The organism is Bacillus sp. ISL-77 (genome assembly GCF_018613105.1).
Map to the genome: position 1 here is coordinate 23,662 of NZ_JAGGQY010000018.1, position 20,794 is coordinate 44,455.

18 protein-coding genes and 1 other annotated feature are annotated in these 20,794 nt (G+C 36.5%); of the genes, 2 read left to right on the forward strand and 16 right to left on the reverse strand.

The window, feature by feature from the left end; all coding sequences use genetic code 11:
• Positions 1-36: 36 nt before the first annotated feature.
• The 3 genes from cls to spxA all read right to left on the reverse strand — a co-directional run bounded on the left by cls (position 37) and on the right by spxA (position 3,001).
• Positions 37-1,548: a cardiolipin synthase gene (cls, locus tag J7E77_RS06530; RefSeq protein ID WP_214713359.1), complete on the reverse strand. Its 1,512-nt coding sequence runs from the start codon at positions 1,546-1,548 to the stop codon at positions 37-39.
• A gap of 79 nt (positions 1,549-1,627) precedes the next feature.
• Entirely contained in the window at positions 1,628-2,299 is a 672-nt protein-coding gene (gene mecA, locus J7E77_RS06535; protein WP_214713360.1) for an adaptor protein MecA, read from the reverse strand.
• Between the two features lie 306 nt (positions 2,300-2,605).
• Positions 2,606-3,001 carry a transcriptional regulator SpxA gene (gene spxA, locus J7E77_RS06540; RefSeq protein WP_026566143.1) on the reverse strand — a complete coding sequence of 132 codons (396 nt, stop codon included), beginning with the start codon at positions 2,999-3,001 and terminating at the stop codon, positions 2,606-2,608.
• 586 nt (positions 3,002-3,587) lie between these two features.
• Here spxA and J7E77_RS06545 point away from each other — a divergent pair.
• The gene (locus J7E77_RS06545) at positions 3,588-3,773 is read left to right on the forward strand and encodes a hypothetical protein (protein ID WP_088086078.1); all 186 of its coding nucleotides are present in this window, start codon (positions 3,588-3,590) and stop codon (positions 3,771-3,773) included.
• A 42-nt stretch (positions 3,774-3,815) separates the two neighbouring features.
• Here the strand turns inward: J7E77_RS06545 and J7E77_RS06550 are convergent, their stop codons facing one another.
• The 5 genes from J7E77_RS06550 to J7E77_RS06570 form a co-directional block, all read right to left on the reverse strand.
• Positions 3,816-4,754 carry an ABC transporter ATP-binding protein gene (locus J7E77_RS06550; RefSeq protein ID WP_214713176.1) on the reverse strand — a complete coding sequence of 313 codons (939 nt, stop codon included), beginning with the start codon at positions 4,752-4,754 and terminating at the stop codon, positions 3,816-3,818.
• The gene (locus J7E77_RS06555; RefSeq protein WP_214713177.1) at positions 4,755-5,849 is read right to left on the reverse strand and encodes an ABC transporter ATP-binding protein; all 1,095 of its coding nucleotides are present in this window, start codon (positions 5,847-5,849) and stop codon (positions 4,755-4,757) included.
• A 17-nt stretch (positions 5,850-5,866) separates the two neighbouring features.
• Positions 5,867-6,895: an oligopeptide ABC transporter permease gene (gene opp3C / locus J7E77_RS06560; protein ID WP_214713178.1), complete on the reverse strand. Its 1,029-nt coding sequence runs from the start codon at positions 6,893-6,895 to the stop codon at positions 5,867-5,869.
• The gene (opp3b, locus tag J7E77_RS06565; protein ID WP_214713179.1) at positions 6,892-7,824 is read right to left on the reverse strand and encodes an oligopeptide ABC transporter permease; all 933 of its coding nucleotides are present in this window, start codon (positions 7,822-7,824) and stop codon (positions 6,892-6,894) included. The genes opp3C and opp3b overlap by 4 nt, the downstream gene beginning before the upstream one ends.
• 111 nt (positions 7,825-7,935) lie before the next feature.
• Positions 7,936-9,630: a peptide ABC transporter substrate-binding protein gene (locus J7E77_RS06570; RefSeq protein ID WP_214713180.1), complete on the reverse strand. Its 1,695-nt coding sequence runs from the start codon at positions 9,628-9,630 to the stop codon at positions 7,936-7,938.
• Positions 9,631-10,262: 632 nt separating this feature from the next.
• Positions 10,263-10,514: a binding site (T-box leader), on the forward strand.
• 52 nt (positions 10,515-10,566) lie between these two features.
• Between J7E77_RS06570 and trpS the strand changes: the two genes are divergently transcribed.
• Complete coding sequence (gene trpS, locus J7E77_RS06580) at positions 10,567-11,559, forward strand: tryptophan--tRNA ligase (protein WP_214713361.1); 993 nt, start codon at positions 10,567-10,569, stop codon at positions 11,557-11,559.
• A gap of 55 nt (positions 11,560-11,614) precedes the next feature.
• Here the strand turns inward: trpS and J7E77_RS06585 are convergent, their stop codons facing one another.
• The 8 genes from J7E77_RS06585 to fabF all read right to left on the reverse strand — a co-directional run bounded on the left by J7E77_RS06585 (position 11,615) and on the right by fabF (position 20,756).
• Positions 11,615-12,361: a YjbA family protein gene (locus J7E77_RS06585; protein ID WP_168242495.1), complete on the reverse strand. Its 747-nt coding sequence runs from the start codon at positions 12,359-12,361 to the stop codon at positions 11,615-11,617.
• A gap of 214 nt (positions 12,362-12,575) precedes the next feature.
• Entirely contained in the window at positions 12,576-13,487 is a 912-nt protein-coding gene (gene opp4C / locus J7E77_RS06590; protein WP_214713182.1) for an oligopeptide ABC transporter permease, read from the reverse strand.
• A gap of 11 nt (positions 13,488-13,498) precedes the next feature.
• Positions 13,499-14,464, reverse strand: a complete 966-nt coding sequence (gene opp4B / locus J7E77_RS06595; RefSeq protein WP_088086069.1) for an oligopeptide ABC transporter permease — start codon at positions 14,462-14,464, stop codon at positions 13,499-13,501.
• 163 nt (positions 14,465-14,627) lie between these two features.
• Complete coding sequence (opp4A, locus tag J7E77_RS06600; RefSeq protein WP_214713183.1) at positions 14,628-16,343, reverse strand: oligopeptide ABC transporter substrate-binding protein; 1,716 nt, start codon at positions 16,341-16,343, stop codon at positions 14,628-14,630.
• A 69-nt stretch (positions 16,344-16,412) separates the two neighbouring features.
• Positions 16,413-17,423: an ABC transporter ATP-binding protein gene (locus J7E77_RS06605; RefSeq protein ID WP_214713184.1), complete on the reverse strand. Its 1,011-nt coding sequence runs from the start codon at positions 17,421-17,423 to the stop codon at positions 16,413-16,415.
• Positions 17,420-18,445 carry an ABC transporter ATP-binding protein gene (locus J7E77_RS06610; protein WP_214713185.1) on the reverse strand — a complete coding sequence of 342 codons (1,026 nt, stop codon included), beginning with the start codon at positions 18,443-18,445 and terminating at the stop codon, positions 17,420-17,422. The genes J7E77_RS06605 and J7E77_RS06610 overlap by 4 nt, the downstream gene beginning before the upstream one ends.
• A 139-nt stretch (positions 18,446-18,584) precedes the next feature.
• Positions 18,585-19,385 carry a DUF2268 domain-containing putative Zn-dependent protease gene (locus tag J7E77_RS06615; RefSeq protein ID WP_214713186.1) on the reverse strand — a complete coding sequence of 267 codons (801 nt, stop codon included), beginning with the start codon at positions 19,383-19,385 and terminating at the stop codon, positions 18,585-18,587.
• Between the two features lie 132 nt (positions 19,386-19,517).
• Entirely contained in the window at positions 19,518-20,756 is a 1,239-nt protein-coding gene (gene fabF, locus J7E77_RS06620; protein WP_214713187.1) for a beta-ketoacyl-ACP synthase II, read from the reverse strand.
• Positions 20,757-20,794: the final 38 nt, after the last annotated feature.

Here is a 20,794-nt window from a genome sequence, read left to right on the forward strand (position 1 = left end):
AACTCGCCAATTCGACGAGTTTTTTATCAAGGCTTCTTAGAGTAAGGGCGATAGTAACCGAGCTGTTGATTCAAGTACTCTTAAACCCAGATGTCTTTCATGAAAAATTGTTTTATCCAGCTGTTTAGAATATTCAAGGTCATTTATATATTCATCAACTAGCTTCTGGGTACTTTTAGTCCGGAATAAGAATGCATTTACCTCAAAATTTAAATGGAAGCTTCTCATATCCATATTGGATGTTCCAATCGAGGCTAGTTCATGATCAACGATAACAATCTTACTGTGCATAAAGCCCCGTTGGTATTCATATACCTTAACTCCTGCTTCTAAAAGCTCTGGGAAATAAGATCTTGATGCATGAAAGACGATCCGTTTATCAGGTTTATTGGGTACAAGGAGCCGTACGTCTATACCACTTAGTGCTGCAACTTTTATTGCTGAAAAGATATCTTCATCTGGAATAAAGTACGGTGAAGCAATCCAAACTGATTTTTCCGCACTTGCAATCATTGAGAAAAAGATATTTTTGATAACACTCCATTCGTTATCAGGTCCTCCAGCAATGAGTTGAACACCACCGTGACTTTCATTATCATTTTGGGGTGACAAGTATTCGGCTGTTAGGAAACTGTGATTAGTCATGTAATACCAGTCTTGTAAAAAAATTAGCTGAAGTGTTCGAACAGCTTCCCCACGAAGCATTAAATGCGTGTCACGCCAAAAACCAATGTTCTTATCTCTTCCTAAATATTCATCTCCAATATTGAGCCCGCCAACAAATCCGATCGTCCCATCTATTATGATCATTTTACGATGATTACGGAAATTAAATTTATTATTTAAAAAAGGCAGTTTTACAGGCCCGAAAATCACCATTTCGATCCCGGCATTTCTTAGGTCGTTAATATAAGACTTGGACAACTGCCAAGAACCCACTGCGTCATATAAGAAACGAATCTTTACACCTTGATGGGCCTTTTCAATAAGAATATTTTTAATTTCTTGACCAATATGATCGTGACGAACAATATAATATTCAAGATGGATATGATGCCTAGCTTTTTTTAGTTGTTCTAAGATATGCTGAAATGTTTCTTCACCATTTGTTAAGATTTTTGTGGAGGTATCAAAGGAAATTGGACTATTTCCCAGTTTTTGAGCCAAATTAAATAATTTACCTTGGTGCTCCCCCATTAATCTAAGCTTTTCATCACTTCTTGGATCATCCTCACCTTCAACTGTCAAAAACGCTTGTTTATCTAAGAAATATTTCTTCCTAAACATCTTCTCTTTCCGATAATTTCGGCCAAAAAGGAGGTAAAAAATAAAACCAACCAAAGGAAAGCTACCTAGAACTACTAACCAAGTGATAGTTTGAGTTGGGTGGCGGTTCTCAAGGAAAATAACAAAGCCAATAAAAATAACTGACAGTGTAACCAAAACACTTAGGAATCCAAAGATCCCACTTGCTAATTGATCCTTAAAGAAAAACAATAGTACGGATAATACCGCCAAAAATATAATAACCCTTACTGTGTTTTTCAGTGCCCTCACCTACCTGAGTTTTTTCAGGAAACAGTTAATGTTAAAAATACCGATTTCAATATTGAAATCGGTACATTAATTAGCGAAAATGTTTTCGTAATTCAGTAAAAACATTTCCAGAAATTATTTCTTTACCATATTCTTGAATACGATGAATGGTAAGTTGTGTTTCAAAACCGTACTCAAGCAAAATACTCAATATATCGTCAATTTCATCTTCTTCAAATAAGTCTTCAGGAAATTCAATATATAAATAGTATTTTCCTTCAAAATGATACAGCATTGTCACTAAATCATCCAATCCTGAACGATTAGATAAGCTAATAACATCCTCAAAGTCTTTAAAGCCAATGAGGAATTCTAACGTTTCTTCCTCAAGAATTATATCTTCCTCATCTGAATGATTGCGATTATAATGATGATCCAAAAGATCTTCAATCTTATCATCAGCAGGAAAATCTTTTATTTTTTCATTAGGAATGGGGAGTTCAAACTTTTCTCCATCTTTTGACAGCTGTGCTTTGGTAACCAGAACCTCTAAGCCTTTATCAAGTGCTTGGACTTGAATCCAAAGAGGACCTTCAATTACAAATTCTTCCTCATCATGGACTTCATCCATCATTTCCCAAAAGAGTTCTTCACTACGTTCCCGATTGTACCAAATCTCTTCACGGTCAAAGCCTCTTTCCTCTATATCACCATATGAAATGTAAAATTTCACTGTATTTTCATTAATGCGTTCAATCTCCATTAACAACCTCTCCCTTCCGTTTTCCAGATTGAAGGGACTAAATACCCCCAAGCAGATACTGCCTTAGCATTTACTTAATTCAAAAAAAATTTTCATAGGGTGTAAAAAAGTAAATACTCGTGTACTTTTATTTTATGATAAAAGTACTAATAAGGGAAATAAAAAAGGCTGAAATCTAAAAAACCGTGTTAATGCCTAATTAACTTTGTTAAGATTTTCATTATATTGTAGCAAAGTGGAATAGAAACCACAAACGATATTATTCTTTATATACAAAAAAAGACCTCCAAAAGAAGGCCTATTTATTTAATTAACCATACGCTGTGCTTCGCGCAGCTGAAACGTTCTGACTCTTCTTGGGAGGAATCGTCTGATTTCATCCTCATTATATCCAACTTGTAAACGTTTTTCATCGATTATAATCGGCCTGCGCAAGAGACCAGGATTCTCTTTTATTAATCCAAATAAATCCTGAAGCGGCATTGCATCTAAGTTAACGTCTAATTTTTGAAATGTCTTTGATCTTGTTGAAATAATTTCATCCGTACCATCTTCAGTCATTCGAAGTATTTCTTTTATCTCTTCCATGGTTAATGGTTCGGAGAAAATATTTCTCTCTGTGTATGGTATTTCATGCTCTTCTAACCATGATTTGGCTTTCCTACATGATGTACAACTTGGTGAAGTGTATAGTGTAACCATTCGATCTTCACACTCCTCTTTTATTTGCGTCTATTTATTGATATATCCTGTATATTGAATTATTAAACCAATTTGTTATAATCAAGTTAAATCATCTTTCAATAATCATTATAAATAAGTAATTTATATCATTGATTATACACCACTGTTTCTTAAAAAGGTATCTTTTTTTCAAAAAATATTGTTAGGCGTAAACAATTCAAAAATTATTTGTTTCACTATATTAGACGAATAATTCTCCTAAAAGTTTCATATTTTTTTATTATTTCATCTTGAAATTTTTCAATAATCATTATTCATCTTCCTATAATGTTCGTCTATACAGTGTAAATAAGTGAGGTCATCAAGAAATAAATTGCTTTCATCACTTTAACAATTTATTTCTCTACGGTAAAAAACGATAAACCAATATTCTATTCTCAATTAAAAATCTGTAATGAAAACGCATTCATTAATTTTGAAAATCAAATCGAAAGTTATTTATTTTCCTCTTTAAATAAACGGTAAGTTCTTTTACAATAAAGGAGGGATATTAATATCGCGCTACGAATATTCAAAACAGCTAATAATGATGGGGGTTAATACTATGGGTGCATACATATTGGATTTAACTATTGTTGCTTTACTAATTGTAGGAATTACTGCCCTAATGGGTGTTATTACAAACAGTTTTGGTGAAAAAGTGTTTGGTGGTAAAAATCGAAGTGAATTTGTTGATGAAAGTGCTAAATACCAGACTGGATGGAAAACTGTCGGAGGCAATAAGAAATAATAAAACAAAAAAACGATCTCACAGCGAGATCGTTTTTTTGTTTTATTTAGATTGTACTTTGTATTGTTTGAACTCTTTCTCCGAGCATAGAACAAAGTGACCAGGAGTAACCTCTCTAAATTCAACTGGTTCATTAGGCTCGTAGTTATGAATAGCTGGATCATATGATTTCCGTTTCCGTGTCCGTTCACTGATTGGGTCTGGAGCAGGAATCGCTGATAAAAGTGATTGTGTGTACGGGTGAAGTGGATTTTTATAAAGTTCATCGGCAGGTGCAAGTTCTACCATTTTACCAAAATACATAACACCGATACGATCACTAATGTATTTTACCATTGAAAGATCATGGGCAATGAAGAGATAGGTTAAGTTTTTCTCTTTTTGAAGTTTTTTCATCAAGTTAACAACCTGCGCTTGGATAGAAACATCCAACGCTGAAATAGGTTCATCAGCAATGATAAATTCGGGTTGGACAGCAAGGGCACGTGCAATACCAATTCGCTGACGCTGACCACCACTAAATTCATGAGGATAGCGGTTCGCATGCTCTCTATTCAAGCCAACGGTTTCTAAGAGCTCATATACTTGCTCCATCCGATCTTTTTTTGAATTTGCCAAGCCATGGATATCAATTCCCTCGGCAATAACATCAGCTATTTTTAATCTCGGATTTAATGACGCATATGGATCTTGGAATATCATTTGCATTTTCCGATTAAAATCTTTTAATTGTTTTTTAGACTTTTTACCGTGGACGTTAACTCCATCGTATAAAACTTCGCCGCCAGTAGCATCGTATAAACGGATTATTGTGCGCCCTGTTGTTGATTTACCACAACCAGACTCTCCTACTAATCCCATTACTTCACCTTTAAATATATCAAAAGAGACATTATCTACTGCTTTTACTTCGTTCACTTTACCTTCATTAAAATATTGCTTTAAATTTTTAATTTCAAGTAATTTTTCATTCTGAGCCATTTATTTCCCCTCCTTTTTTCCAGGGAATTGACCTTGACCAGTTTTCTCTAAAATAGCAACTCCAGCATTTCCTGCAAATTGATTTTGGCGTCTTTTTACAGCCTCAGGTGGGTTAACCTTTGGTGCATCAGGATGTAACAGCCAGGTAGCTGCATAATGTGTGTCAGAAACTTTATAGAAAGGCGGCTCTTGCTCTAAATCAATTTTCATAACAAATGGGTTACGCGGTGCAAACGCATCACCTTTTGGAGGATCTAATAAATCTGGTGGTGTCCCTGGAATCGAGAATAACTCCTCGTCATGTGTATCCATGTCAGGCATTGAACTAATTAATCCCCATGTGTATGGATGTTGTGGATTATAGAAAATCTCATCGGCTGTCCCAATTTCAACAATTTTCCCACCATACATCACTGCTACACGATCCGCTACATTGGCAACCACCCCAAGGTCATGGGTAATGAAGATTATCGATGTATCAATTTTCTTTTGTAGATCCTTCATTAATTCAAGAATTTGTGCTTGAATTGTAACGTCTAAAGCAGTTGTCGGTTCATCAGCAATAAGAATTTTAGGATTACATGCCAAGGCAATGGCGATAACAACCCTTTGTCTCATCCCACCGGAGAACTGATGCGGGTATTGATCTACACGTATCTCTGCTTTTGGAATACCAACTAGTTTTAATAAATCAACTGCTCTTTCCTTTGCAGCGTGTCTGCTTATATTTTGATGTTTAATAAGTGGCTCCATAATCTGGTTGCCAATTTTCATTGTTGGATTTAGTGAAGTCATCGGGTCTTGGAAAATCATTGAAATATCTTTTCCACGGATTTTTTGCATTTCTTTATCTTTAAGTTTTGTTAGGTCTTTTCCTTCGAAAAGAATTTCACCACTTTTAATTTCTGAATTGTGTTCAGGAAGTAACCGCATGATTGATTTTGTTGTAACTGATTTTCCAGAACCTGATTCACCAACGATCGCTAATGTTTCACCATTATATAAATCAAAGCTTACACCACGAATCGCTTGTACTTCTCCAGAAAATGTATGAAACGATATATTTAAATCCTTTACTTGTAAAACTTTCTCCATTTACATACACCTGCCTTCTAATCACGCATTTTTGGATCCAACGCATCTCGTAATCCGTCCGCCACTAAGTTAAAGCAAACCATAATAATAGCTATCATAATGGAAGGAATAATCATTTGATAAGGAAATGCAATCATAGATTTAAATCCTGAATTGACTAATGTTCCTAAAGATGCATTCGGTTCTTGTAATCCCAACCCAATAAAGCTCAAAAATGCTTCAAAGAAAATAGCATTTGGGATGGAAAACATCGTATTTATGATAATGACACCAAACATGTTCGGAATCATATGTTTAAAAATAATTGAAGAATTGGAAGCACCTAGTGTTTTGGCAGCCAAAACAAATTCCTGACCTTTAAATTTCAACACTTGTGCGCGAACCACTCGGGCCATACTAGTCCAGCCGGTTATAGTTAAAGCTATTATGATTGGAATAATACCTGGCTTTAACAGCAATATCATTAAAACAACGACAATCAGGTTGGGAATACCGACAATAACTTCAATAATCCGCTGCATCACACCGTCGATACGACCGCCCAAATAACCAGAAACAGCTCCATACATTACGCCAATAGCCATATCAACTAATGCAGCCATGAAGGCGATAAATAACGATACTTGTGTACCTTTCCAAATCCGTGCAAATTGATCACGGCCTAAATTATCAGTTCCAAACCAGTAATAGGCATCAACTTTTCGAACTTCATATGCGTTGTATACTGTGCCGTCTCTCCTGGTTAATGTACCATCAAACGGAAGCCATTCTACATTTTCTAAACCCTGAATACGTGGCGGCAAGTTATTATATTTAGTATTTTGTGTATCATAATCATATGGCGTAATTAACGGACCAACAAATGCCATAATAAGCATGATAGCTAGGACCACTAAGCTAACAACCGCACCTTTATTCTTCCGAACTCTTAGCCATGAATCCTGCCAAAAGTTTAGGCTCTTTTTAGAAATTTTTTCACTCTTTGATGGGTCAATATGGGCAGGAGCAAACATATCCTTTGAGATTGTAATGTCTTTGTTGCTCATTTAGCTTTCCCCCCCGATATACGAATACGTGGGTCGATGATTCCATATAGAATATCAACAATTAAGATAACTACAACAAATAATACAGCAAATAAAATATTAGTTCCCATAATGACAGGGTAGTCATTCATATTAATTGATTTAACAAATTGCTCCCCTAATCCTGGAATTCCAAAAATTTGTTCAATAACTAGTGAACCAGTCATTAAGCTAATAGCTAAGGGTCCCATAACAGTCACAACAGGTATTAATGCATTCCTAAGTGCATGCTTTAGACTAATTTGCCAGCGGCTTGCTCCCTTTGCTCTCGCCAAAGTAATATAATCAGATCCTAAAACCTCTATCATTTCAGTGCGCATAAACCGTGCCGCAATTGATATTGGAAACATTGCTAGTGCAATGGTAGGCAGAATGGTATATTCGGGTCCTTTCCATAACATAACAGGAAGCCAATGCAATTTAACAGAAATATAAAACTGAAGCAATCCAGCAAATATAAATGACGGTACTGATTTACCCACTACAGCAATAAATGTAGACCCATAATCTATCCATGTATTTTGCTTTAAGGCAGCAATTACACCCAAGAATATGCCAAGTATTGCACCAACTATCATTGCTTGCAAACCTAATTGTGCAGAAGGACCAATACGGTTAGCAATAAGTTCTGTTACAGGGGTATTATCAAATTGAAAGGAGATTCCTAGGTCACCCTTTACCAAATTCCTCATATAACTAAAATATTGAACAGGCAGAGGTTCATTTAAACCGTATTTATCCAGCAAAATATCGCGCTGAACTTCTGAGAGCTTTTCGAAATTATTAAAAGGGCTACCTGGAATTAGCTTCATGAGGAAAAATGTAAGTGATGCTACTATAAAAAGTGTAATTATCATATAGCCAGTTCGTTGTAAGATATATTTTGCCATGCCTACACCCCCTAATTTTATTTAAATATTCGACGTTTTTTGACAATTCCCACACAGGTAAAAAGAGAGTATATTTCTTCAATATACTCTCTTTCTATTTGATTAATATAGCTACTTATTTGTGATTTTAATCCACTGGTAACTATAATCTGGACCAAATGCATGGTGAGCAAAACCTTTAACCTTTGGATTAATAAGAAGGTTAACTGAACGTTGGTAAAGTGGTGCAATTGCTGCATCATCTTCCAACAAGATTTTTTCTGCATCTTGAAGAGCTTTCCAACGATCTTGTGGCTTAGCTACAAGTTCTTCACTAGCTGAGTTAATTAACTTATCAAATTCAGGATTACTATAGCTCATGTGGTTTTGTCCGCCACCAGTAACCCATAAATCCATGTATGTCATAGGATCAGCGTAATCAGGGCCCCAACCACCCATTAATAAATCATAATCTTCAGCATCTTCACGTGCGATACGAATTTTGAAAGGTACAGCTTCAATAGTAATTTTTAATCCTGGTAGGTTTTTTTCTAATTGATCTTTAACGAAAGCATCAGTAACTTTTGATGTTTCTGTATCTTGACCAACATAAGTAAATGATACTTCTTTAAGGCCTGTTTCTTTAAGTCCTTGTTCCCAAAGCTTTTTAGCTTCTTCTTTATTAGTGCTTAGGTATGTACCTGCAGTATCACGGAAATCTTTACCGTCTAAGAATGAGAAACCTTTTGGTACAAGAAAATCAGCAGGGATAGATCCGTTTGCTAATACATCTTCTGTTAAAGCTTTTTTGTCAACAGTTAAAGCAATAGCTTTACGGATATTTACATTCTTCAATGCTTTGTTCTTTTCGTTCATTTTTAACCACCAGATAGATGGCTCTTGGTAGCGTAATAAATCGGGTTGTCCTTCAAATTGAGAAAGGATTGCAGCTTGTGCAAGCTTTGGTGTGATATCAGCTTCGCCAGCAGTATATGCGTTTGCAGAAGCTTGTGGATCTTTAGAAACGTTAAAGTTAATTTTCTCTAGAGTAACGTCTTTAGCATTTACGTAATCAGCATTCTTTTCTAATACCCATTCAGTTCCAGTTGGGCCATCCCACTTAGTCATCTTAAATGGACCATTGTAAAGTAAGTGAGTAGCATCTTTCGCATAGTTAGCGCCTTCTGCTTCAACAAACTTTTTGTTTTGTGGGTAGAACAATGGGAATGTTAGGTAAGATTCGATGTATGGAAGCGCTCTCACTAAAGTAATTTCCAAAGTATAATCATCTATTGCTTTAATACCTAAATCATCTAGTTTAGCTTTACCTGCAACAATTTCAGATGCATTTTTGATTTTGCCTTCCATGAAGTATGCACCATATGGAGCTGCAACTTTCGGATCAATTGCACGTTGCCATGCAAACACAAAATCATTAGCAGTAACAGGGTCACCGTTTGACCATTTTGTATCTTGCCTTAGTTTAATTGTAATAACAGTTTTGTCATCATTGTATGTTGGTGCAGCTTCAGCAACTCCAGGGATAACTTTTTGGTCTGCATCTAAACGATATAAACCTTCGTTTGTAGCATTTAACATTGTGAAGCTTAATACGTCTTGAGACATTACGCTGTCCATAGATGGAATTTCAGCAGACTCAAGAACATTAAGTACTTGCTCATCTGCTAGTTGTTCTTCATTACCAGCATTATTGCCTTCATTTTTGTCTTTGCCTTCATTCTTATCTGTACCGCCTGAACATGCTGCTAGGAACATGCTAAGAACTAATGATAAGACTAAAAGTAGTGAAAGTTTTGATTTCTTCACTTATAGACCTCCCTTTTCTATTATTCTGAAAAATTACTACATTCTCTATTATACATATTTAAAATTAATTGTACATTATTTTTTACAATTTTATTTACAGGATTGAAACATTCTTTACGTATTCATTACAATTTCCTATGTTATAATTTACACTTATTATAATTTTTTTGTATAATATTCTGTGTATCCCTAATAAATCAATGTTTAGGAGGTTATACTGTGAAATTTAGATTTAAGAAAAAACATTATATACTAGCTTTTACACAGTTACTCATACTATTAATTTCCTCTTTCTCAAAAGAAGGTATTTCTTTATTAAGTTATATCGATATATCGTTTTATGTTTCTTCTCTGCTGTTTCTTACATCCTTACTTCTTTATACTATTAATTCTGGCTCTTACGATGTCATTGGTAAATCATTTAATTTGGCTTTTTCAAGAGGGCAAAACAATAGAAAGTTCGAAGATATTCCTGCATTATCTGAGCTCATTACATTCAATCCATCACCCCTTCTATTTCATGGATTAGCTAACGGTCTACTGATGTTAATCTCCTGTTGCCTATATTATTTTTTACGGACTTGAAATTAAATATACAGTTCATTTATAATAAGAACAATTGTATAGTTGCTTAAAAGGCTATGATAAAGAGTAGTACGTATTTTCCTTCGTTTCAGAGAGTTTGTGGCTGGTGTAAACAAACACGAATAAATACGGAATGGACTTTGGAGCCTCTGTCTGAACATTTAAAACGGTTTAAAAGTAGGATTTGACGTTTTCCTTGCGTTAAAAGGACTCCCGATTGTCATTGTGGATGATTGTGGAATTGAGTGACTCTTTTTTGAGTAATTTAGGGTGGTACCGCGGAACCATTCGTCCCTATTAGTTTTATGGGGATGAATGGTTTTTTTTATATATTTTTTTAGGAGGAAATTAATCATGAAAACGATCTTTTCTGGTATTCAGCCGAGTGGAACAATAACACTAGGTAACTATATCGGAGCATTAAAACAGTTTGTCGAAATGCAAAACGAATACAATTGTTTCTTTTGTATCGTAGACCAGCATGCCGTTACAGTTCCACAGGATCCAATAACACTTCGTAAAAATATTCGAAGTTTAGCGGCATTGTATCTAGCAGTTGGAATTGATCCAGAAAAAGCTACTCTATTTATTCAATCTGAAGTCCCAGCTCACGCCCAGGCAGGATGGATTATGCAATGTGTTGCCTATATTGGTGAACTTGAAAGAATGACACAATTTAAGGATAAATCTACTGGTAAAGAGGCTGTGCAGGCAAGTCTTTTAACTTACCCGCCACTCATGGCTGCGGATATCCTCTTATATAACACAAATCTTGTACCTGTAGGCGAAGATCAAAAACAACATTTGGAATTAACACGAGATTTAGCCGAAAGATTTAATAAAAAATACAGGGACATATTAACTATCCCTGAGATTAGTATTCCTAAAATTGGTGCGAGAATTATGTCATTGCAAGAACCAACAAAAAAGATGAGCAAATCAGATCCAAATAAAAAGGCAATTATCACACCATTGGATGACCCAAAACAGATTGAGAAGAAAATTAAGAGTGCAGTCACAGATTCAGAAGGAATTGTTAAATTCGATAAATTAAACAAACCTGGTATATCTAACCTATTATCGATTTATTCTATCCTAGGTGCTAAATCAATTTCAGAAATTGAAGGAATGTATGAAGGGAAAGGATATGGTGATTTTAAAGGCGATTTAGCAGATGTCGTCGTAAATTTCTTTAAGCCTATTCAAGAAAAATACTATGATTTACTCGAATCATCAGAACTCGACAGGATTCTAGATGCAGGTGCAGAAAAGGCAAATCTAGTGGCAACAAAAACCCTTAAAAAAATGGAAAATGCCATGGGACTTGGCAGAAAAAGGAGATAACAAAAAAAGCCTGACCCACAAAAGATATGGAATACATATCTTTTGGGTCAGGCTTTTAATTTACCTTCGGGCCGTGCTCCATTTCCCAAAGCTTTTCAAAAAACGGCTGTCCTTTTATTAAATTTTCACAAAATGTCTCGTGTCGCTTAGACCACCCATACTTTGTTTCCTCAAACAATTGTTCCCATGCAGCTTCAAAATTTAATTCTTGAATGGTTGAATAATGCTCTGGGCACCATTCGGTATACCAATATCTAACTTCTGCTTCATTACTAGATGAGAGCAATTGATCTAAAGCCATAAATAACAGTTGTTTTAATTGACGTTCTTTTCTTGTTAAACCTCTCATTAGTTCTGGTTCAGGTGAGAGAATATGATAGTCCTTCATTTTTTCCTGCTCATAAAAATGATATTTAGTAGCCTCGTGTTGAGCAATCATTTCGTACACCAGTTGCTCTTGTCTAGGAATTAACCGACTTTTTCGAATCGGGATATTATAGCCGATGGTATCAATTGCTAAGATCCCAATTCCATCAGTTACCACGAAGCAATAGTCAAGTTGAACTCTTTCATGGTTTTTTCTTAAATAGGCTTTCTGATAAATATCATCTAGAAGTTGTTGAGGTAATTCCGACAAATCGTTTTCAATGTACTTAAACAAAACAGGCTCAACTTTTATCAGTGGTACCTGATCTAACAGTTCCACCCCGTCATCCTTACGCCATTCATGAAAGTGACAAACATTATAACCGTTTTCTTCCCCTTCAAACCAATTTACCCATACATCATGAAGATACAACATTTTACAACCCCTCACTTCAAGAAACTGTTTGTAAATCAGTATGGGCAGACCTAAGTTAAATTATTCCTTTATATATATTTTGCTCCAATTTCAATGATTGACCTACTTTTTTAGAACCTGTCCTATTATATATCTTAATGTATATGGGTAAATGATATTGGTTATTCCAGAATGAAAAGAACAACAAAAAAATCCACCACATTAATGGCAGATTTTATCTTTTTGATTTTGGATTGAAAGCATCCTTTAGTCCTTCTCCGATAAAGTTTATCGATAAAATAGTAATCGTTATAATTAATGCCGGCGGTACCCATATCCAAAGCTTAAATTGGAGAACATCCGGCTCGTTTGCCGAATTCAACATATTTCCCCAACTTGGAATTTCCTGAGGTACACCAAAGCCAAGAAAACTTAATCCTGTTTCAGCAACAATCATCGTTGCAAATGTAATCGTCGCTTGAACGATAATTGTAGATAAAATGTTTGGTAATAGATGTTTCATAATTACTTTGGCTGGTGAACAACCAATTGAAATAGCAGCCGTAATATATTCATTTTCTTTTTCAGCGAGAATTTTACTACGGACAATCCGGGCAATCCCTCCCCAACTTAACAAGCTAATGGTGCCAATTAATACCCATAACCCATTTACTTTTCCAAACAGAATGGCATTGAGGACTATTACAAATACGAGGAATGGAAAGTTTAAGATAAAATCAGTAAATCTCATTAATATACTATCTACTGTTCCGCCAAAATAACCTGAAATAGAGCCGATTAATGTTCCAAGTAAAATTACAAATAATGTACAACTCATTCCAACTAACAACGATATACGTCCGCCATATAGTAATCTCGTAAAAACATCTCGACCGGCTTTATCCGTTCCAAGCCAATGATCACCCGATGGCTCTAACGACATTTGACCAATGTTAATTCTCGTAATATCTGCAGTGGTAATAAAAGGAGCTAGTATCGAAACAAAAGTAACAATTAATAAAAAGAGAAAGCTGATCATTGCTAATTTATTTTTTACAAATTTCTTCCGAGCAATGGCAAAAGGAGATAAACTTTTTTTCGGGGGTGTTACGATAACATTTTTTTCGTTTTGTGTTACGACTTTCATTTTTTCTCCCCCTAATCTAGCCTAATTCTCGGATCTACAACACCATATAATACATCTGCTACTAAGTTGCCGATAAGTGTTAAGAAAGAGAAAAACATTGTCAATGTCATTAACACTGGATAATCTCTTGTCCCGACAGACTGTAGGAATAATTGTCCAAGACCTGGATATGTAAAAATCGTCTCGGTGATAATAGCACCACTAATAATGGCGACAATATCAAAGCCTAAAAAGGTTATAAGTGGGATAATTGAGTTTCTTAAAATATGAACATTGTAGATCTTACTTTCCGGAGTCCCTTTTGCACGAGCAGTACGAACATAATCTTTACGGCTATTTTCAATTATATCGTTACGTAAAAATTGTGTATAACTTGCTGTACTTAATAATCCAAGTACGATAGCAGGTAAAAAAACATGATGAAAACGGCTTAGCCACCATTCTAATGTTCCATCTGTAACGCCAATGTCCACTGAGCCATTAGATGGAAACCAGCCTAACTTAAATGAAAAGAAAAAGATGGCGAATACTCCTGCAATAAAGGATGGAATTGCCAAACCTATGTAGTTTAATCCTCCTATCAGGTTATCCATTAAGGTATACGGCTTTCGACCTGCATATGAACCCATAAAAAATGCAAGGACGTAGGTTATTAAGATAGCTGAAAGGCCTAATAGTATGGTGTTAGGGAGACGTTCTCCAATAACTTCAGATACAGCAATTTTGAATCGCGTTGATTTCCCAAAATCCCCCTCCACGAAACCACTAATCCAACGGAAATACTGCTGAGGCATCGGATCATTGTAACCCAATTTCTCACGCATTTCTGCGATGTATTCTGGATTTGTATTTCTTGGATCAATCTCTCCACTTAGAGAATCCCCCGGCATTAATTTTGCCAAGGAAAACACTACTATGGAAGTAAGGAGTAACATTGGAATCATTCCCAATATTCTACGAAATGCATATTTCAACATGTGCATTCTCCTTGTCTATAAGCTTTGGTAACCACAAGCTGTATATCTCGCCTATTTTGTTCAAATGGGAGAAGCAAAGCCTTCTCCCATTTGAAGTTCAAAATTGAGTTGTCAGTATTAGTTAGCCTTTAAAACAAATTGTATTAATTTTTAGAAAACTGTACTATTGTTTTATCCACCATTCATTTGGACGGTTCATACCAGAAACGTCAAATTTAACTTCCTGAACTCGCTTGCTAACAGCCATTGTTTCTTCTAGTTCAGCAATTGGTAATGCCGGAAGATCTTGCATGAATAGTTTTTGCCATTGTACATAAAGATCCTTACGTTTTTCGTTATCTGTTCCAACAACACTGATATCAAGTGCTTGATCCAACAATTTATCACTGTCCGCATTTACCCAGCGTGGATAGTTCCAAAGTGCTTTTGAGCCCCAAAGTGGAGTTGGATCTGGATCTGCACCAGTTGACCAGCCTCCGAAGAATACTTCCATTGATTTGTCCGCTTTTTCAAGCATTTCATAGTAAAGATTTACGTCAGTCATCGTTAATTTAGTTTTCAATCCAACAGCTTCCCAATATTGAGTCATTGCTTTGGCACGAGATTCAAAAGTTGGGTTATCCGTTGCATAGTGGCTGAAGTTTACAACGAATTTCTTACCGTTTGGATCTTCACGGAATCCATCGCCATCAACGTCTTTGTAGCCTGCTTCATCTAATAGTGATTTAGCTTTTTCCGGATCATATTTGTATTGCTCTAAATCTTCATTAGGTGCTGCAATCCAATGGTTTGTCGGGATTGGACGGTTTACAGGCTTACCTACACCAAAGAAGAACGCCTTAACCCATTCCTCACGATTGATTGCATAATACATTGCTTCACGAAGCTTTTTCTCTTGGTATTTTGGTTCGCTCATGACGTTTTTCCCGCCATCCCAAGTACCTAATCTGAAACCAACATAGTAATAGCTTACGCCGGGATATGTTACTGCGTTTACATTATCAAGCGCTTTAACTTGATCAATAATACTAGGATGGAAAGAAGTCATATCAAGCGTTCCGTTTTTAAGTTCTCCTACAGAAAGAGATGGGTCGATCACTTTAACAACGACTTTTTCGATATGCGGTTTACCGCCGAAGTAATCATCAAAGCGCTCCATTTCAACTGATTCACCAGGGATAATTTTAGAAACTTTAAATGGTCCTAAACCAACTGGCTTTGTACGAACCTGTTCAGACCCCATCATATCTTTTACAGCAATTCCTTTAAATGCTGTACGGTTCATAGGGTATGTCCAAAGATTATCCAGGTTGTTTACTCGGGCCTTATCGAAAGTAATTTGAATGTGGTAATCATCGACTACTTTAATACCAGCAATCTCCTTTGCTTTACCATCATGATAATCTTGTGCACCCACAATGTTTCTTACGTTATCAAAGCGCGGACCTTCATAATCCTTGTCAGCAACAACTTTCAAAGCGAATTCCCAGTCCTTAACTGATAATTCGTCCCCGTTGTGCCATTTAACACCTTGTTTGATTTCGAAGTCAAAGACTTTATTGTCTGCTGTTTTCCATGATGCGATATGTGGTTGTGCCTTTAGGTTCTCATCATAATCAATTAAGTTTTCATCAAAGAAATCAATTACATATGCATCAGTTTGTGTACCATAAAAAGAGTAGTTAAATTTACCTTCAGGTGCTGAATCCAGTGCATAGACTAGTGTGCCGCCATCCTGTGGTTTTCCGGCTGTTTCGCCGCTTTTACCTTCGTTTTCATTTTTCTTAGTACCCGCTTTTTCACCGCCGCTGCAAGCTGCTAAAAATGCGGAAAGAACCAGCATTAATGCTGCAAACATAAGCATACTTCTCTTCTTCATTTGTTTCCCCCCTATTATATTTTTCCCTTAGCTACTGACTAATTCCAGCCCTTAGGCACTTTCACTTTTCTAGTAAAGGTGGCAAGCTACTCGATGAGAGGGCTTCACCTCCTTTAATACGGGCTTACTTTTAGAACATTCCTCCATTGCCATTGGGCAGCGCGGATGGAATGTGCAACCAGATGGAGGATTGATAGGGCTTGGCACATCACCCTTTAATATGACCCGCTCCTTTTTCACCCTGGGATCCGGAGTTGGAATAGCTGAAATTAATGCCTGTGTATATGGATGGAGAGGTTCAGCGTAAAGGCTGTCTTTATCGGAAACCTCAACCATATTCCCTAGGTACATAACACCTATTCGGTCACTCATGTGTTTAACAACACTTAAGTCATGCGCAATGAAAAGAAAAGTAAGATCAAATTCTTCCTGTAAGTCCTTTAACAGGTTTAATACCTGCGATTGGACGGATACGTCTAGTGCTGAAACCGGTTCATCGGCAATAATTAATTTGGGTTTTAATGCTAGAGCTCTAGCTATTCCAATTCTTTGGCGCTGTCCCCCAGAAAATTCATGGGCATACTTGTAATAGGCATCAGGCGGCAAGCCTACTTTATCTAACAAATCCATGACTTCCCGTTTTAACTCTGCCTTATCTTTTATTGAAAAATTATAAATAGGCTCTGCAATTATATCTCCAACCATTTGCATGGGATTCAAGGAAGCATAGGGATCCTGAAAGACCATCTGCATATCTTTGCGAATCTCTCGAAGTGATTTACCAGTTACTTTGGTAATGTCTTTTCCATTAAAGAGAATTTGCCCCCCCGTTGGTTTAAGTAAACGAAGAATGGTTCTCCCTGCCGTAGATTTGCCACATCCGGATTCACCTACTAGTCCAAGAGTTTCTCCTTTTTTAATCTCAAAAGAGATATTATCTACCGCTTTTACATTTCCAATAGTGCGCTTAAAGAACCCACCTTTGACTGGGTAATAGGTTTTAAGATTTTTAATCTCTAATAGATTTTCAGATTGAGAGGAAGAATGGGCTGCCTTTTTATGTATATAAATGGTACTCATTTTTTCACCCCTTCTCTTGGCTTGCTAGTTTCAAAGAGCAAACAGGCAACCTCATGGCCTTGTTCAACATCTTCAAGCAAAGGGGTAATTGTAGTGCATTCAGGCATGGCGTTTGGACATCGATGGGCAAAACGGCAGCCAGTTTTCGGCATATTTATAAGCGATGGGACGATACCTTTAATCGAACTTAACCGTTCTTCTTGTCCATCCATTTTCGGGATTGCCCCTAAGAGCAAACTTGTATATGGATGTTTAGGATTATGGAAAAGTGTATCCACATCGGTACGTTCTACAATCCTTCCAGCATACATCACCATTACTTCGTCACACATTTCCGCAATTACACCCAAATCATGTGTAATCAAAATAACAGACATATCATTTACGGCTTGTATATCTTTTAAAAGTTCGAGAATTTGAGCTTGAACGGTAACATCGAGGGCAGTGGTTGGTTCGTCAGCAATTAATAATCTAGGCTGACATGCAATGGCAATGGCGATCATGACGCGTTGTCTCATCCCGCCTGATAATTGGTGCGGATACTCATCAACGAGTTTTTCTGGTCGAGAGATTCCAACACTTTTCAATAAGGCGATCGATTTTAACCGAGCCTCTTTTTTAGTTATCTTTGTATGGTTGAAAAGGACTTCTTGGAGTTGATATCCTATTGTAAAGACTGGATTTAATGAGGTCATTGGTTCTTGGAAAATCATGGAGACGTCTTTCCCACGAATTTTATTGATTTGTGATTCGGACATTTTCTCAAGATTTACTCCATCAAAAATGACTTCACCTGATTTTATTTTTCCACTTCCTTTCGGGAGTAACTTCATAATCGAAAGGCTCAAAACAGACTTACCACAACCAGATTCTCCAACAATACCGATAATTTTCCCTGGCATTACATTGAACGAAACATGATCTACTGCATTATAATCAGTTCCGTCAATATCAAAAGCGGTCTGTAAATTTTTCAATTCAAGCAATGGTGCCTCTTTGTGCAGCGATTTTTTTGCGCTCATAGTACACCTTCCAACTTTTTTGAATTATTCAGTTTATTCTATATATTCAATAAAATTCTATTACAGAATTGTTACAATTGCAAGATTTTTTTGCACAATTCCTAATATATGTTATTTCATCATTAAAAAAAGCCTTATTTTACTGGCTTTTTTCGAAGGTTTTATTATAGTATTCAAGATATTTTATTGCAGAATTTGTAAAAGATAGTTTTGTAGAATAATTATTGTTTTTGTAAAAATGTTCAATCAAATGATATCCTGCAGCATAACCTAATAGATTTGGCAGTCTTCCTACCCCAAAAAGTAATTCATCGTGCTTCTTTTCATGTTTTTTTGTGTTTAGCTGTTCTTTCAAATATTTCTCCCAAAAATTTAATAACTCCTTTTCTTTATACATACGGCACCATGGAGCTAAATATTCCCGTCCACAATTTTTTAAAACTGCATATTCTGCCAGTCCTTCTATGATAATGGAATCAAGCAAAGTATAGTCTTCCAGCCTTTTATCTAACATCCTAAGCCGACAGACGTGGTGGTATTCATGAATCAAAAGTGCCTCTACTTCATTTGGGTCATCATAGGTAGAGAGAAAAAGAAACATTTTATCTGGGAAAGAAACACCAGCCTTGCTTTTAACTTCTCTGATAAAAAAACCTCCTGACTGTGCTACTGGAAAGAGAAAAATTGGTATGTCAGGGCCATTCCATTTATGTTTATAATTATTAAATAGACGCTCTACTTTATCCCATGCTTTTTGTTCCTTCATCCGAACAAGATTGTTCCTTGCGGCCCTAGACGGCCGATACATCCCAAAATCCATCAATTGATTATAAATTTCCTTTGCGGTTTGTTTTTTAAAATATGGCTCTAATCTTTCACAAATCTTAACGGGTCGGTCAATCTCCTCCTCTAACCATTGCTCTGTTCGAATGATTCCCATTACTTCACCCCATTTTACTTCACTCACCCTCTGATCAGTTTATTAAACGTAACAAAAGTGGTTCATGTATTTCTGAGGTATTATTTTTCAAAAAAAATTCGACCAGAAATCATCTCCGGTCGAATTTTTTACTTATTCATATTTTTTGAAAACAATCGTTGCGTTGTGGCCGCCAAAGCCTAGCGAATTACTCATGGCTGCCTTAATTTCTTTCGAACGTGCTTTATTGACTACATAATCTAAGTCACATTCAGGGTCTGGTGTTTCATAATTCATAGTTGGAGGAAGGATGCTGTCTCTTATTGCTAAAACAGTGAAAATCGCTTCTACACCACCTGCTGCACCTAGAAGGTGTCCTGTCATAGATTTAGTTGAACTGATTGCTAATTTATATGCATGTTCGCCAAATACTTCCTTCACCGCAAGGGTTTCAAACTTGTCATTATATTCAGTACTAGTCCCGTGGGCATTTACATAATCAATTTCCTCAGGATTTAATCCGCCATCATTAATAGCCATTTTCATTGCACGGGCACCACCTTCACCACCAGGTGCTGGTGCAGTTATATGATAGGCATCACCAGTTGCCCCATAACCAATAATTTCGGCATAGATTTTAGCACCACGTGCTAAGGCATGATCAAGTTCCTCCAGAACAATGATCCCGGCACCTTCACCAATAACAAAGCCATCGCGGTTTTTATCGAATGGTCTGCTAGCTGTCTTCGGGTCTGGATTTGTTGAAAGAGCCGTATTCGCGCAGAAGCCTGCGACAGACATTTTTGTAATTGGTGCTTCCGCTCCGCCGGTCACCATTGCATCTGCATCGCCGCGTTGAATTACTTTAAAGGCATCACCTATGGAATTAGTTCCTGTTGCACAGGCAGTTACTGTACAAGAATTGAAGCCTCTTGCCCCAAGTATAATTGAAACCTGTCCTGTTGCCATATCAGGAATCAACATTGGTACAAAGAATGGGCTTACACGCTTGTAGCCTCTCTTCTGAAATATTTCGTATTGCTGTTCAAATGTTTCCATTCCGCCGATGCCAGAACCAATCCATACTCCAACACGATGGGAGTTATCTTCATTAATAGTTAAATTAGCATCTTTTACTGCCATTAATGCCGATGCAACTGCAAATTGTGTAAAACGGTCCATTTTGCGTGCATCTTTTCTATCCATAAAGGCTTCTGGGTTAAAATCAGTAGATTCTGCGGCAACTTTTGCAGGATATTCATCTGCATTAACTCTTGTCAATGGCCCAATCCCTGATTTACCTTCTAATATGTGCTTCCATGTTGTTTCAGCATCATTTCCAAGTGGCGTTACTGCACCTACGCCTGTTACAACGACCCTGCGCTTTTCCATATTATCTATCTCCTTCATTTCGTATCTTGTTTCGTATG